This is a genomic window from Psychromonas ossibalaenae ATCC BAA-1528, assembly GCF_000381745.1.
In the GTDB taxonomy this organism is placed as follows: Bacteria; Pseudomonadota; Gammaproteobacteria; order Enterobacterales; family Psychromonadaceae; genus Psychromonas; species Psychromonas ossibalaenae.
This window is the reverse complement of record NZ_KB907017.1, coordinates 1-15,470: the sequence shown is the minus strand read 5'-3', so window position 1 is coordinate 15,470 and position 15,470 is coordinate 1. Positions and strand designations below refer to the sequence as shown.

Below are 15,470 nucleotides of genomic sequence, written 5' to 3'. Positions count from 1 at the left end.
AAGTAAAGTCGCCGTCAGGGCGAAACTCCAACAATGAAAGCTTAACTATCGGCTAACTGCGAGAGCTAACATCTAAATGCCTCGCTGTCAGCGGGTCATCTTCTTAACAAACACCACCACGAACAGTGCAATGGTAAAACTGCCTGTAAAGGCCTCTATAGCGGCCACCAGCCTCGACAAACCAACCGGTATAAAGTCTCCATAGCCAAGCGTAGTAAAAGTCACCACACTGTAATAGAGGCACTCAAAAAAGAATATGATGTTTGCCTCTAAACTCGAATGTATTGAAAATACCTGATACTCGCCGCCAAAACGTAAACCGAAGCAGTAATAAAAAAGACTGCTGATGAAAATCAGCAGTAATGAGAAAAACACCACACGCAGCGGGTCTTCACCATAACCGCAAAAGAGATCCACAATTTTTGAATACAGGCGGTTTGCTGAATAAGGCGGCGCCTGAAAACGGCGCATAGTTAACTCTTTACGCAGATACGGTCCTGCCAGGGTAAATAACCCCTGCTGTTCACTGGCTTTACGCAGGTTGCGGTAAACTTCTTCGGCCTGTTCATAATAATCAATGGCTTGCTTTTGATCGCCTTTCTCTTCAAATTCACGGGCCCGATTTTCCTGAATAATTTCGCGGCCTGTTTTTATATGCTCAATCTTTGTGTCCTTAAATTTAACACCAAGCAAATTGCATTCTTGAAGATGTGCACAGTGGATATTGGCATGGGCTAAATTCGCTTTCATTAAACTGCCACGAATTAAAACAATATTAAAAAGATGGGCTCCTTGTAAATTTGCTCTATACAGATCAGCGCCGGTTAAATCAAAACCGTACTTTTTTCCTCTACGTACTAAATTAAGGTTTTTTAAATTTGCATTTTTTAAGGAGATACCGTGCAGCATGCCGCCGCTGCGTGCATATTCTTCTAGTTTTTCCGCACTGTCCGGTGCAGTTTTTTCAATACTATGATCATGCCAGTAACAATATTCTGAAGAATGAACAGGCGCAGAGCAGCGCTCTCCCAAATGGTTGACATATTTACAGAATTCAGTATTGCAGTCAGGCATAAACATTCCCTTCTATAGCTTTTTTTTTAAGTATAGAAAGGGAAAATAGTTCTGCGTATGAAGAATTAAAGTTGTTTTTTAAGCAGTGCTTTTTTTACACAAGGAGGAGCAAAGGAGTGTATATCACCGTTATGTTTAAATACTTCTTTAACAACCGTTGACGAAATAAAACCGGTAGAAGCATTAGCCGGTAAAAGAATAGTTTCTAATTCAGGGTTTAATGTTTTATTAACCTGAGCCAGCTGCAGTTCATAATCAGCATCTGTTGCACCGCGGATCCCGCGAACTAAAGCTTCAGCTTTATGCTCGACAGCAAAATCAGCCAGCAGTCCAGAAAAAGGAATCACTTCAATGCCGGGAATATCTGCAGTAGCTTCCGCCAATAACACACAGCGCTCTTCTAAACTGAATAGTGGTTTTTTACTGGTATTAACCGCCACAGCAACAACAACTCGCGAGGCAAGTCTGCTGGCTCTGCTTAACAGATCAATATGCCCGTAAGTAACAGGATCAAACGAACCGGGGAAAATAACTGTGTGCATACTTATTCAACCACTGCATCATTAATAGCTTTCAACCCATCTTTTGCTGATTCGGCATTCCAGTAAAAACTATACCAAGGATCCGGGTTTTCTTCAGAACGAAAACTTTCTTTGGGGAATTCAATTGTAATAAAATTATCGTCAAAAGAATAAACTGAGGCGCCGATCTCAACATCACTTGCTAACCAAACCAGTACAAAAGCCACAAAAGGATAAATGCAGAACATTTTAAACATGACAAACTCCATTAATTTTCAAGCTATATTGTATCGCGAATGGCATAACAAAATGAATCTGTTTTACAATAAACTAGCTCTAATAACTTCTTTTTAAATCCAAATTTCATTCAAAAATAAGACGTTCGGCAAAAAATTGTAAAAATTATAAGCTTATCGCAAAAAATAATATTCATCAAAAAAAAGGCTTTTTAAAACAACTAATTATTTTTCTGTTTAAAAAAACAACTGTTTTACCACTCGAATTCACTGTAAAGGTTCAATTATAGAGCTATATTTATGACTGTTATTTGCATGCTGCAGGAGGTAACTATCATGAATTACATTTTTCACGAAGTAATTAAAAGCACATATTTAACCCTGGCATTAGCTGTATTATTTGATCTTTTTATTCAAGGTTACAGTGCTTATCACAACTGGGTTATATCCGCTTTTGTCGGAGTATATGCCGTTTATCATATTGTTTTCCGACGTCGCCACCTGCACCGAAATTAATATGTAACAGGTGGTCATTCAAGTCAGTATTCAAATATTATTTACTTAGCACTTGAAGACCACCTTCTCTTTCGACTGTTTAAAAATAGCTTCAGATAAAAAAGTTAAGAACTCATCACCACTACGATCATCAATCCATTTCCCCGCTTTATAATCATAATGATGACCGTTTTCTAAAGTCGCTAACCAGACTTGGTGCAGCGGCTGCTGACGATTAATAATTAACTTGCTGCGGTTTTCAAATTCAAGAGTTAACAGTCCGCCGTTCTGGTCATAATCTACATCGGCACCTGATTCCTCAATGCAGTCTTCAATAATTTGGTATAGCTGATCAGCTAATTGTTGAAATTCACTATCATTCATCTTACTTCCCCTTTGCTTTTGAACAATGAAATGCGATTATATACTCAAAGCTCTTGAGTATCTCGCGCAAAAATATTACTAGGATCAGGCATGAAAAACACAAATATATTATTAATAACTCTGCTTTTTTCAAGTCTGCTCACGGGCTGCGGTATGAAAGGCCCACTTTACAGGGCTCCAGTGGAGCAGCCCCAGACGGAAACACAGCAGCAGGCAGAACAAGCGCAGCAGGATAATCAGGAAACAAGCAGTGAAGAGCCGGACAGTACGTCTGAAAACACAGCTATAAGCGAGTGATATAACAGACAGGGTTTCACTTCAACTCTCGCCTGTCGTCAATTGACGAAGCAGGTTCATAAACAGACTTAAGTAAATGAAAAGGATTTAAAATTGGATCACTTTAATTATCAGAATGATGGTCGTCTTTTTGTTGAAGGACTGCCTGTAGAGCAGGTTATCGAAAAATCCGGCACGCCGGCTTATATATATTCTCGAGCAACCATTGAACGTCACTGGAAAGGATTCGACCTGGCGGCGGGTGATCATCCTCATCTCATCTGCTATGCCGTAAAAGCAAATTCAAATTTAGGTGTGTTAAACCTGATGGCCCGTTTAGGATCTGGTTTTGATATTGTCTCTGTCGGCGAGTTATTACGCGTTATTCAGGCCGGCGGTGACCCTAAAAAGGTGGTTTTTTCCGGAGTGGGAAAAACCGAGATTGAAATTGCAACCGCGTTACAAGCTGGGATTCTGTGTTTTAATGTTGAATCGATTTCTGAACTGTACCGGATCAACGAAGTAGCTGAGAGCCTAGATAAAAAAGCACCGATATCAATTCGTATTAATCCTAATATCGATGCCGGTACACATCCCTATATTTCAACCGGCTTAAAAGAAAATAAATTCGGTATCGAAATTGAACAGGCCTCTACTGTTTATCATCTGGCTAATGAACTTGAATTTATCGAAGTAAAAGGTGTGGACTGCCATATCGGTTCACAGTTAACTGAAATTGAACCTTTTCTTGAAGCATTAGATAAACTTCTGATTTTAATCGACCAGCTGGCTGAACAGGGGATCACTATTGAACACCTTGATTTAGGCGGCGGTTTAGGTGTGCCTTACGATAAAGAAACACCACCAGAGCCGCCTGAATATATGAAAGCGATTGTTGCCCGCATGAACGGCCGCAAGCTGAAACTGATTTTTGAACCAGGCCGCGCCATTATGGCCAATGCCGGTGTTTTAGTGACTAAGGTTGAGTTTTTAAAACTTAACGATCATAAAAACTTCGCAATTGTAGATGCCGCGATGAACGATCTTATTCGCCCGGCTTTATACAGTGCATGGCAGAATATTATTCCGCTTAATAATCAGCTTGGAGATTCAGAAACTCGCCCGCTGCGAACCTATGATATTGTCGGTCCTATCTGTGAAACTGGTGATTTTCTGGGTAAAGAGCGTCAGCTTGCATTAGCTGAAGGTGATCATCTGGTTGTGCGCAGCGCAGGTGCTTATGGTGCAACAATGAGTTCAAATTATAACTCTCGATGCCGCCCTGCTGAAATTATTGTTGATGGTGAAAAAGCTTTTGTTGTACAGGAACGCGAAGAGCATAGAGACCTGTGGCGCGGCGAGCACGTTTTACCGTAGAGAATGATTCTCTTTTAACTGGAGTGACAGCATCCGCTTACTCCGGTTACAGATAAGATACCGATGCAGTAATAAAATCAACAACGAGAACTCATGAATATTCAATTTTCCAAAATGCAGGGCTTAGGTAATGACTTTATGGTCATTGATAACGTCACTCAAAATGTTTTCCTGTCAAAAGATGCAATCAGTCGCCTAGCCGATCGTAATTTTGGTATTGGTTTTGATCAGTTATTAATGGTTGAACCGCCTTATGATCCTGAACTGGATTTTCATTACCGGATATTTAATGCCGACGGCAGTGAAGTTGAACAGTGCGGCAACGGCGCCCGCTGTTTTGCGCGTTTTGTAAAAATGAAAGGGTTAACCCAGAAACGAGTTATTAATGTCAGTACTGCTAAAGGTAAAATTCAGCTTAAAATAGAACAGGACGGTAATATTACCGTCGATATGGGCAAACCTGTTTTAGATCCGGCAAAAATTCCTTTTACAGCCAAAAAAGAAGAAAAAACTTATATTCTTCGCGTCGAAGATCATACGGTTATCTGCGGTGCAGTATCTATGGGTAACCCGCATTGTGTGGTTATGGTTGATGATATCGATAAAGCCCCCGTTGAAATACTAGGGCCGTTATTGGAAAAACATGAACGTTTTCCAAATAAAGTAAATGTTGGTTTTTTAGAAGTTAAAAGTCGCGACTTTGCACGCCTGCGTGTCTGGGAACGCGGTGTTGGTGAAACACTGGCCTGCGGTACAGGTGCCTGTGCAGCGGCCGTTGTTGGCCAGCTGCAGGGTAAGCTTGATACACATTGTACAATTGCTTTACCCGGTGGTGAATTACGCTTTTTCTGGCAGCCTGGACAAAATGTAAGAATGACAGGTGCGGCAGAGTTTGTATTTGACGGGCAGATTCAGATCTGATTATCTCCCCCGAAAAATGCCCTATCTGTAAAAGTGCAATTTTTCTGTTGTAACAGCAAAATTGCACTTTTTTGCTTTGTACCCATGATATTTCAATATGCAAAGTCAGCAAGGCAAATTGAGCCTTTCGAGCGATTAACTACGTTAATCCTCTTTCGATAGAATTAAAAAAAACTTTAATTCTTTTATAGTTATTCTACATAGAGATTTTATAACAACGCAGACTGGCGCAAGTTGTCTTGCCCTACGGAGCGCAAGCTCGAAAACCAGCCCTGCGTTACAACAATCGAAAAGTGAATAACAATTACCTCATGTTGTGCCTTGCTCTGGAATCCGAGCTGGCGCCTGACAAAACATATTGAGGTAACATGGGTATATACCCTTTGTTTTTAATTTAGAAGAATTTATGAGCTCATTACAGCCTCTTATCACAAGTTATTTAAACCACCTTGCCAGCCAGCGGGGGTTAAGCCCGATCACCATTAAAAATTACCAGCGCAATTTAGCTGAATTCTGCACTATGCTTGAGGACAAAAAAATAAGCGACTGGACAGAACTGGATAGCCAAACCGTGCGTTTAATGGTTAAACAGCTTAACCAGAAAGGCATTAAAGCACGTTCAATTGCTACTAAGCTGTCTGCTTTACGTTCTTTTTTAGCACATCTGGTACAGTTTGAAGTAATAACTCACAATCCGGCAAAAGGCATAGCGGCGCCCAAACTGGACAAACCATTACCTAAAAACATATCGGTTGATGAAATATTCCAGCTGCTCGATATTGATGAAGATGATCCTTTAAGTATCAGAGATCAATGCATGATGGAGCTGATGTACTCATCGGGTCTACGCCTTAGCGAGTTAGTCGGCATTAACTTAATTGATATTAAACTCTCTGAAAAAGAGGTAATGGTAACCGGTAAAGGCAGTAAACAGCGCTTATTGCCCATTACGGAGAGAGCAGTACAGACAATTAAACAGTGGCTCAAAGTACGTCCCGAGTTTTGTCTGCCGGGTGAAAGTGCCCTGTTTGTTTCTAAACAGAAAAATCGAATTTCAGAACGTAATGTGCAGGCAAGAATGGAACAGTGGGGATTAAAACAGGCACTGCCCAGTCACCTCAACCCGCACAAATTACGCCATTCTTTTGCCACACATATGTTAGAGTCCAGTGGTAATTTACGTGCGGTGCAGAGCTTACTGGGTCACGCTGACTTAGCAACCACTCAGGTCTATACCCACCTTGATTTTCAGCATCTAACCCAGGTTTACGATCAGGCCCATCCGCGTGCAAAACGAAAGAAGTAACAGTTTACTACCTAATCAATATCAATCGGAATAATCACTATGAAGTACTATCGACCAGTCAGACCTTTTAAAGCGATCAGTTTTGATCTTGATGATACCTTGTATGACAACCACCCGATCATCAAAAAAGCTGAAAGTGCTATTATTGAACACCTCAATAACAGCTACCCTGAACTTGCACAATTAACACAGAAACAGTGGTTATTATACAAAGACCTTATCGCTAAAGAGTTTCCAGAACTGCAGCATGATGTTTCTTTATGGCGCATTAAAACACTGACCAGGGTAATGACCATCTACGGCATTCCTCAATTCAAAGCCGTTGAATACGCCAAGCATGCATTCAGTGAATTTTTAAAACTGCGCAGCGACTTTACAGTACCGCTAGAGAGTATTCAGCTGCTTGAAAAACTGGCTGAGTCTTATCCGGTTATTGCGATTACCAATGGTAATGTGGATGAATTTCAAATCCGCCTGCATGATAAATTTAAGTTTATTTTAAAAGCGGGTGACGGATTAAAAGCAAAACCGCACGCGGATCTTTTTATAGAAGCGGCCAGACGTTTAAATATTGAAGTCAGTGATATCCTGCATGTCGGCGATCATCTGATCAGTGATGTTTACGGCGCGCAGAATAACGGCGCACAGGCTGTGTGGTTCAATCCCAATCAACAATCACTAAATGGGGCACGGTTATTACCAACTGTTGAAATCAGCCATTTAGATCACTTATACAAACTGCTATAGTTAGCTGACAACTGAATAAATAAACAGGTACTTTCTTATGGATGTTTCTTACTTAATTGATGGTTTAAACGATCACCAGCGTGCGGCGGTTTCAGCCCCCGAGCAGAATATGCTTGTTCTGGCAGGCGCAGGCAGTGGTAAAACACGGGTATTAACCCATCGTATTGCCTGGTTAATGCAGGTAGAAAACATCCCGACCTACGGCATCTTAGCGGTAACCTTTACCAATAAAGCGGCTAAAGAGATGCGCGGCCGTATTGCCGAGATCTGCCCGCATCATATCGGCGGTATGTGGATCGGTACCTTCCACGGGATTGCCCACCGTTTATTACGCTTACATTATCAGGAAGCTAACCTGCCTGAGCAGTTTCAGATTATTGACAGCGATGACCAGCAGAAGATGGTTAAACGCATCATTAAAAGCCTTAACCTGGATGAAAAATACTATCCGGCAAAAGAGCTGCAGTGGTATATCAACGATAAAAAAGATGAAGGTTTACGCGCGAAACATATTGAAGCGGGTTACAGCCTGCAGGAAAAACAGCGTCTGCAGGTTTATCAGGCTTACGAAGAAGCGTGCCAGCTTGCTGGTTTAGTGGATTTTGCAGAACTGTTATTACGTGCTCACGAACTGTTATTACAATATCCAGCACTGTTACTGCATTATCAGCAGCGTTTCCGTCATGTCTTAGTCGACGAATTCCAGGATACCAATAAACTGCAGTATGCCTGGTTGAATCTGCTTACCGATAACGGTAATTATCTGACTATCGTAGGTGATGATGATCAGTCAATATACGGCTGGCGCGGCGCCGATGTAGAAAATATTCAGCGTTTTTTAAGAGAGAAAAACAACCCGGTAACCGTACGTTTAGAGCAGAATTACCGCTCAACAGGCCATATACTCAACGCTTCTAATCATCTGATAAAAAACAACAGCGAGCGCCTGGGTAAAGAGTTGTGGACCAGCGGAGAAGATGGTGAATCAATTGCTATTTACAGCGCGTTTAATGATTATGACGAAGTGCGTTATGTCACCACGCAGCTGCAGACCTGGAAAAACAGCGGCAAAAAATTAGCAGAATGTGCAATTTTATACCGCAGCAATGCCCAGTCTCGGTTGTTCGAAGAACAGTTAATGGCACAGCAGATCCCTTATCATATCTATGGCGGACAGCGCTTCTTCGACCGTTTAGAGATAAAAGACAGTGTCGCTTACCTGCGTTTAATGAATAATCACCAGGATGATGCAGCTTTTGAACGTGTGGTTAATAAACCCAAACGTAAAATTGGTAATACCACGCTTGATAAAATCCGACTCTGCGCCCGCGAGCAGGGTTATACCATGTGGCAGGCGAGTCTGTATTTAATTGAAAATAAACAGCTCAGTGCCGGCGCAGCTTCTTCACTGGCGATGTTTATCGAACTGATCAACCGCTTTAAAAGCGAAACATCGGAACTTCCTTTATTTCAAATAGTTGACCATGTGATCAGCAGCTCTGGTTTACATGCAATGTTTGAAAATGAAAAAGGTGAGAAATCCCGCAGCCGTATAGAAAATTTACAAGAGCTTGTTTCGGCAACAAAATCATTTGTTATCCCGGAAGAAGAACAGGATATGGATGAACTTACTGCGTTTCTCGCTTATGCCGCATTAGAATCTGGTGACAACCAGGCCGACGAATTTGAAGATGCCGTACAGCTGATGACCATGCATGCTGCTAAAGGACTGGAGTTCCCGCAGGTATTTATGGTTGGCGTCGAAGAAGGCATGTTCCCCGGCCAGCAGTCTGCCGATGATGAAACACGCTTAGCCGAAGAGCGCCGCCTTTGTTATGTAGGCATGACTCGTGCGATGCAGAAACTAACCATCTGCCATGCAGAAAGCCGCCGTTTATACGGCCAGGAAAAATTTCATTCTCCTTCACGCTTTATTAATGAACTGCCCGAACAAGATATCGAATATGTCCGCCTTAAAACCCAGGTTCGCAGAATGCAGCCGGCCGCGGTCAAAAAGCCGGCCTTTAGCGGAGAAAGCCAGGATATCCAGGGCTTTAAGCTTGGTCAGCAGGTAAAGCATCCTAAATTTGGAGAAGGAACAGTTACCGCGCAGGAAGGAAGTGGTGAAAACAGCCGCTTACAAGTACATTTTATGGGTGTCGGCAGTAAATGGTTAATGACAGCTTATGCACGGCTTGAAGCTGTTTAAGTAAAATAAATCAAGGTCCGGTTATACAGCTTATAACCGGACGATAAGCCCATTCCCACACATAAGTCATTGATATTAATTTCCCCTATAAAAAAACTCAATCACAGCGCAAGTTTCGTATACTTTTTGACCGCATTTATTATTAAATAAAAAAAATTTTAACTAAACTTTAAGCGTAAAATTTTTTAATTATTTATGTCCATTGCACTGCCGTTAACAAACAGCTTTCCCACAATGGATACGTACAGGAGTTAGGAATGCGTTTTAAACCCGTTAAAGATTTTCTGAGTTATATAGAAGAATGTCATATTGCACTTGCAGATCTCTATCTGCGCCTCAGCCAGGAAGCAAGTGATGAAAAAGTTAAGTTACTGCTGGATTTTATGCGTAACAAAGAACAGCTTTCCTATCTCAACCTTCATGATTATGCGGAGCAGGCACCACAAAGTTTATTAGATACCTGGCTGGATAACATCTTTGATCAAAGCTTTCCCATGAAATGTCAGCAGATGAAGTTACAGCCGGAACTGGCGATTGATGACGTGGTCACTTTAGCAATGAAGCTTGATACACAGCTGATTGAGCTTATGCAGACCGCCGCTTATAACTCCCCGACCATTGAAGCGGAACTGGCACTTGAAAATTTATCTAACAGAGAAGAGGAAACCCTGCACCATGTGGTGATGGCAAGCCATGAATTTGAATTTATGTAAAAAACATTAACAGTAATTTTATGACACTTTAAACAGAAGATAATTTTCTGTTTAAAGTGTCTATTTTAAAGCCGTTCCCCTAGTCTTCATCGCCGATAAACGGTAGAATCTGCGCTTATTTATATTACCCGAATCACCTAAAAATACAGGAATCATAATTTTTATATGATCCCTATTTTTAAGTGGTTTTGGTGTATCGGCCCGTATCAATTGGTGATTTATCTATGAAAGCGCATATCCAGCAACTACTTGAGCAAGCGATTGTTTCTCTACAAACACAAAAGATTCTTCCTGAAGATATCCAGCCGCGCATTGCAATTGACCGCACTAAAGATAAATCTCATGGTGACTTTGCAAATAATCTTGCGCTGATGTTAGCAAAACCAGCAAAACAAAACCCTCGTGCTTTAGCTGAGTTAATTGTAAAAAATATCCCGCAGTCAGATTTAGTGACAAAAATGGAAATTGCAGGTCCGGGTTTTATTAATTTTTTCATTAATCCGAATCATCTTGAAAAACAAATTGACGGTGCTTTTGCTGATCCTAAATTAAATGTTGAACTGACTGCTGATCCGCAGATAATTGTTGTTGATTATTCTTCACCAAACCTGGCTAAAGAGATGCATGTCGGTCATTTACGTTCATCAATTATCGGTGATGCAGTGGCGCGTACATTAGAATTTCAGGGACATAATATTATTCGTCAGAATCACGTAGGTGACTGGGGAACACAGTTCGGTATGCTGCTAGCTTACATGGAAGAGTTACGTGCTAAAAATGAACCTATTGATAATAATCTTTCTAATCTTGAAGTTTTTTATCGTGCTGCCAAAGGTCGTTTTGACGAATCAGAAGAGTTTGCAACACGCGCCCGTAATTTAGTGGTTGAATTACAAAGTGGTAATAAAGAGTGTTTAAAACTTTGGACAGAATTTAATGAGATCAGTCTTTCCCACTGTCAGGAAACTTACGATCGTTTAGGTGTAAGCCTGACTCGTGAAGATGTACGTGGCGAAAGCACTTATAACGATGACTTAGCCGTTGTTGTTGCAGATCTGGATAAAAAAGGTTTATTAAAAGAGAGCCAGGGCGCTAAATGTGTCTTTTTAGAAAGTTTCAAAAATAAAGAAGGCGAACCGCTTCCTGTTATCATTCAGAAAAAAGACGGTGGTTTCCTATACGCAACCTCTGACTTAGCGGCTATGCGTTACCGCCAGAATGAACTGAATGCTGATCGTGTTCTTTATTTTGTAGATGCTCGTCAGGGTTTACACTTCCAACAGGTATTTGAAGTTGCGCGTTTATCTGGATTCGTAAAAGAACAGACGTCTCTTGAACATATGCCATTTGGTACGGTAATGGGAGAAGACGGCCGTCCGTTTAAAACTCGTTCAGGTACGGTTGCAAAATTAGCAGATCTGTTAACTGAAGCTGAAGTGCGTGCTTACGAATTAGTAAAAGAAAAAAATAAAGAGATGGATGAGCAGGAGCTTCGCCATATCGCATCTGTTGTTGGTATTGCATCAGTTAAATATGCAGATCTTTCTAAAAACCGCACTAGTGATTACACCTTCAGCTTCGACAGCATGTTAAGTTTTGAAGGTAATACAGCACCTTACTTATTATATGCTTACACACGTGTAGCAAGTATCTTTAATAAAGCCGATATATCTATGGACAGCGTAACGGCTGATATATCATTAACAGAAGAGAAAGAAAAAGATCTGGCCGGCAAACTCATGCAGTTTAACGAAATAATTAACAGTGTTGCTAAACAAGGAATGCCGCATTTCTTATGCTCATACCTGTTTGAATTAGCAGGTCTGTTCTCAAGTTTTTACGAAGCCTGCCCGATTCTAGCAGCTGAAAACGAAGCACAAAAACAAAGCCGTCTTAAGTTAGCAGCACTGACAGCAAAAACCCTTAAACAAGGACTGTCACTGCTTGGTATTAACACACTGGAACGCATGTAAAAATGGCTGTTGTTAATAGACGCAAACCTGCTAGATCGGCAAAAGCGAGTAAAAAATCACCTCGTAAACGCCCGGCCAGCAAACGAAAGACACCTAAAAAGGGATTTCCTTTTTTAGCGTCTTTCGTTGCGCTTTTATTAATTGCTTTTATCGGCTATTTTATTTTCGCGGTTGAAAAACCAGAACCTGCAGCTGTGATAAAAAAACAGCATGTGAAAAAAGAAGAAGTACTGCCTGAGAAACCACAGCCGCAGTGGGAATATGAAGATACTCTTAAAGAAAAAGAAGTGGTAGTCGACATACCTACGGAAAAGAAAGCAACAGATCCCTATCAGATGCAGTGTGGTTCATTCCGCCAAAAGGGTGATGCTGAATCTTTAAAAGCACAGATTGCATTTCAGGGGTTAAACAGCCAGGTCAAAAAAACCGGCGACTGGTACCGCGTGATTTTAGGTCCCTATGAGCGTAAACGTGTCGCGGAAAAAGAGCGCCATAAACTGCAGCGGGCTAAAATTAACGGCTGTATGATCTGGTTTTGGCGTTAATCAATTTAAAAGAAACTAAAAGGGTAAATCAATAATTTACCCTTTTGTGTTTTTACTTCCCTTGAAATAAAAATAATCCCCCATATATCTATAACACTAAGAGCCAAAATAGATGCGGCTCATTCAATTTCTAAGCTCAAAGGTAATAATATGACTACTATTGTTTCAGTACGTCGCAACGGCCAGGTTGTTGTTGGTGGTGACGGTCAAGTTTCTCTCGGTAATACAGTCATGAAAGGCAATGCACGCAAAGTGCACCGTTTATATAACGATAAAGTAATTGCAGGTTTTGCCGGCGGGACAGCTGATGCATTTACTTTATTAGAACGTTTTGAAGCTAAATTACAGGCACACCAGGGTAACCTGGAACGAGCAGCCGTTGAACTCGCTAAAGACTGGCGCACAGATAAAATGCTTCGAAAACTGGAAGCATTATTAGCCGTTGCAGATAAGCACCATTCATACATCATTACCGGTAACGGTGATGTGGTCAGACCGGAAAATGATCTAATTGCAATTGGCTCAGGCGGTAACTTCGCACAGTCAGCAGCAACTGCACTGTTAGAAAATACAGATTTAGACGCAAAAACAATTGTTGAAAAAGCGCTGACCATTGCAGGTAACATTTGTGTATTCACAAATACAAACCAGACAATCGAATGCATTGATTATGAAGGTAATCACAACGCAGACAGCAAAAAATAGGAATACAGCATTATGTCAGATATGACCCCAAAACAAATTGCACATGAATTAGATCGCCATATTATCGGCCAGAATAAAGCAAAACGTGCTGTTGCTATAGCACTTCGTAACCGCTGGCGCCGTATGCAGCTTGATGAAGAGATTCGTCAGGAAGTAACTCCTAAAAACATACTGATGATCGGTCCGACTGGTGTAGGTAAAACAGAAATAGCCCGCCGCTTAGCACGACTGGCAAATGCTCCGTTTATTAAAGTTGAAGCAACAAAATTTACTGAAGTCGGTTATGTCGGTAAAGAAGTTGAAACAATCGTACGTGATTTAGTTGATGTAGCTATTAAAATCACTCGCGAACAGGAGATGGAAAAAGTAACACACAGAGCAGAAGACTTAGCCGAAGACCGCATTCTGGATATTCTGATTCCACCGGCTAAGACAAGTAATGAATGGGATAATGCATCAACTGAAGACGGCGCGGCTCGTCAGTCTTTCCGTAAAAAATTACGCGAAGGTAAATTAGACGACAAAGAGATTGAGATTGATGTGCCTGCTGCACAAATCGGCGTAGAGATCATGGCTCCTCCCGGCATGGAAGAGATGACCAATCAGCTTCAGGGTATGTTCCAGAATTTATCCGGCAAAGAAGAAACTAAAAAACGCAAATTGAAAATCAAAGATGCGCTTAAAGCATTAATTGAAGATGAAGCAGCTAAATTAGTTAACCAGGAAGATCTTAAAGAGAAAGCGTTATTTGCAGCAGAAAATAACGGTATTATCTTTATTGATGAAATAGATAAAATTTGCAAACGCGGTGAAGCTTCAGGCCCTGATGTATCACGTGAAGGCGTGCAGCGCGATCTACTGCCGTTAATTGAAGGTTCAACGGTCAGTACTAAACACGGCATGGTAAAAACAGATCATATGCTGTTTATCGCATCAGGTGCATTCCAGATAGCGAAACCATCCGATCTTATTCCTGAACTACAAGGTCGTCTGCCTATCAGAGTTGAACTGGAAGCACTTAAAGAAGAAGACCTGGCACGAATACTGACAGAGCCTAAAGCTTCTCTAAGCGAGCAGTATCAAGCGCTGTTAGCCACTGAAGGTGTAACAATTGAATTCACTAAAGACGGCATTAAGAAAATTGCTAAATCAGCCTGGCATGTAAATGAAACAACCGAAAATATCGGCGCACGTCGTTTACACACCTTAATGGAGCGCATTATGGATGAACTTTCATATGAAGCTTCTGATCGTCAAGGTGACAGTATTGTCATTGATGAACAGTACGTCGCAAATGCTTTAGATGACGTAGTAGAAAATGAAGATTTAAGCCGTTATATTTTATAACCCCTAAATAAATATGTATCTAAAAGTCGCTGTTAGAGTAATTTAACAGCGGCTTTTTTATATCTGGCTTAGCGTGCAAGCCATCTGGCAATGGGACAGAGCTCGCAGAGCTTAGCCCGTTCTTGACTCTCTGCTGTCGCTGAACTCACCCCTACTATCACATGATAGAAACCAACTTCATTGGTATTCTTAACCTTTTCCCATGCGGGAGCAGGTCAAAACATAAATCGCAGGAATTAAAAAAAACCACCAGAACTAACGTATAGGTTGCTTATAGAATGCAAGCTTGGCGATGAACAGGACTCGCAGAGCTCGTCCGCTCATGGGCCTTGGCTGACGTCAAATCTCCAGGGCACGCAGAGCTTAGCCCGTTCGTGACACTCGTACCAATCCACTTAATATTGTGAACTGTTTATGGAAGTGCGACTTCAGTCGCGCCTATGATATTGCGCGGTTAAAACCGTACTTCCAAATATAATACCAATCGGATTAAGTATGTGATCTACTTTTTGCGTAGGAAAAACTGCTTAGTTCAAGGCGTAAATTGATGTAAATGGTTGTTCCCTTTACGAAATTTACAACGAAGAAATAAGCTGTTTTAACCAGTAAAACTGATCAGCTATTTATTCCGATTGGTATAA

Annotated in this window: 16 protein-coding genes; 12 read left to right on the top strand and 4 right to left on the bottom strand. The window is 41.2% G+C overall.

Features of this window, described 5'->3' with window-relative positions:
• Window positions 1-87: 87 nt before the first annotated feature.
• The 3 genes from G327_RS0119015 to G327_RS0119005 all read right to left on the bottom strand — a co-directional run bounded on the left by G327_RS0119015 (window position 88) and on the right by G327_RS0119005 (window position 1,852).
• Window positions 88-1,074, bottom strand: coding sequence for a pentapeptide repeat-containing protein (locus G327_RS0119015; protein WP_019616399.1), 987 nt, complete (start codon window positions 1,072-1,074; stop codon window positions 88-90).
• Window positions 1,075-1,139: 65 nt separating this feature from the next.
• Window positions 1,140-1,616, bottom strand: coding sequence for a pantetheine-phosphate adenylyltransferase (gene coaD / locus G327_RS0119010; RefSeq protein ID WP_019616398.1), 477 nt, complete (start codon window positions 1,614-1,616; stop codon window positions 1,140-1,142).
• Between the two features lie 2 nt (window positions 1,617-1,618).
• Complete coding sequence (locus tag G327_RS0119005; protein ID WP_019616397.1) at window positions 1,619-1,852, bottom strand: hypothetical protein; 234 nt, start codon at window positions 1,850-1,852, stop codon at window positions 1,619-1,621.
• A gap of 315 nt (window positions 1,853-2,167) precedes the next feature.
• Here G327_RS0119005 and G327_RS0119000 point away from each other — a divergent pair, with 315 nt between their 5' ends.
• Window positions 2,168-2,347: a hypothetical protein gene (locus G327_RS0119000; protein ID WP_026339452.1), complete on the top strand. Its 180-nt coding sequence runs from the start codon at window positions 2,168-2,170 to the stop codon at window positions 2,345-2,347.
• 45 nt (window positions 2,348-2,392) lie between these two features.
• On the opposite strand, the gene cyaY is transcribed toward G327_RS0119000, so the two are convergent.
• Window positions 2,393-2,710, bottom strand: coding sequence for an iron donor protein CyaY (gene cyaY / locus G327_RS0118995; RefSeq protein ID WP_019616395.1), 318 nt, complete (start codon window positions 2,708-2,710; stop codon window positions 2,393-2,395).
• Between the two features lie 90 nt (window positions 2,711-2,800).
• On the opposite strand from cyaY, the gene lptM reads away from it, so the two are divergent.
• From lptM to hslU, 11 genes are all read left to right on the top strand, one after another.
• Window positions 2,801-3,007 (top strand): LPS translocon maturation chaperone LptM, encoded by a 207-nt coding sequence (gene lptM / locus G327_RS0118990; RefSeq protein ID WP_019616394.1) that lies wholly within the window; start codon window positions 2,801-2,803, stop codon window positions 3,005-3,007.
• A gap of 93 nt (window positions 3,008-3,100) precedes the next feature.
• Window positions 3,101-4,363 (top strand): diaminopimelate decarboxylase, encoded by a 1,263-nt coding sequence (lysA, locus tag G327_RS0118985; protein WP_019616393.1) that lies wholly within the window; start codon window positions 3,101-3,103, stop codon window positions 4,361-4,363.
• Window positions 4,364-4,456: 93 nt separating this feature from the next.
• The gene (gene dapF / locus G327_RS0118980; protein WP_019616392.1) at window positions 4,457-5,284 is read left to right on the top strand and encodes a diaminopimelate epimerase; all 828 of its coding nucleotides are present in this window, start codon (window positions 4,457-4,459) and stop codon (window positions 5,282-5,284) included.
• A 406-nt stretch (window positions 5,285-5,690) separates the two neighbouring features.
• On the top strand, window positions 5,691-6,590 hold the full coding sequence (gene xerC / locus G327_RS0118975; protein WP_019616391.1) for a tyrosine recombinase XerC: 900 nt from the start codon (window positions 5,691-5,693) through the stop codon (window positions 6,588-6,590).
• A gap of 39 nt (window positions 6,591-6,629) precedes the next feature.
• Window positions 6,630-7,337: an HAD-IA family hydrolase gene (locus G327_RS0118970; RefSeq protein ID WP_019616390.1), complete on the top strand. Its 708-nt coding sequence runs from the start codon at window positions 6,630-6,632 to the stop codon at window positions 7,335-7,337.
• A gap of 37 nt (window positions 7,338-7,374) precedes the next feature.
• Window positions 7,375-9,546 (top strand): DNA helicase II, encoded by a 2,172-nt coding sequence (uvrD, locus tag G327_RS0118965; RefSeq protein WP_019616389.1) that lies wholly within the window; start codon window positions 7,375-7,377, stop codon window positions 9,544-9,546.
• Window positions 9,547-9,803: 257 nt separating this feature from the next.
• The gene (locus G327_RS0118960) at window positions 9,804-10,259 is read left to right on the top strand and encodes a hypothetical protein (RefSeq protein WP_019616388.1); all 456 of its coding nucleotides are present in this window, start codon (window positions 9,804-9,806) and stop codon (window positions 10,257-10,259) included.
• 224 nt (window positions 10,260-10,483) lie between these two features.
• On the top strand, window positions 10,484-12,232 hold the full coding sequence (argS, locus tag G327_RS0118955) for an arginine--tRNA ligase (protein WP_019616387.1): 1,749 nt from the start codon (window positions 10,484-10,486) through the stop codon (window positions 12,230-12,232).
• Between the two features lie 2 nt (window positions 12,233-12,234).
• Window positions 12,235-12,777, top strand: a complete 543-nt coding sequence (locus G327_RS0118950; protein ID WP_019616386.1) for an SPOR domain-containing protein — start codon at window positions 12,235-12,237, stop codon at window positions 12,775-12,777.
• Between the two features lie 150 nt (window positions 12,778-12,927).
• Window positions 12,928-13,482 carry an ATP-dependent protease subunit HslV gene (gene hslV / locus G327_RS0118945; protein ID WP_019616385.1) on the top strand — a complete coding sequence of 185 codons (555 nt, stop codon included), beginning with the start codon at window positions 12,928-12,930 and terminating at the stop codon, window positions 13,480-13,482.
• Between the two features lie 12 nt (window positions 13,483-13,494).
• Complete coding sequence (hslU, locus tag G327_RS0118940; protein WP_019616384.1) at window positions 13,495-14,829, top strand: ATP-dependent protease ATPase subunit HslU; 1,335 nt, start codon at window positions 13,495-13,497, stop codon at window positions 14,827-14,829.
• Window positions 14,830-15,470 lie beyond the last annotated feature (641 nt).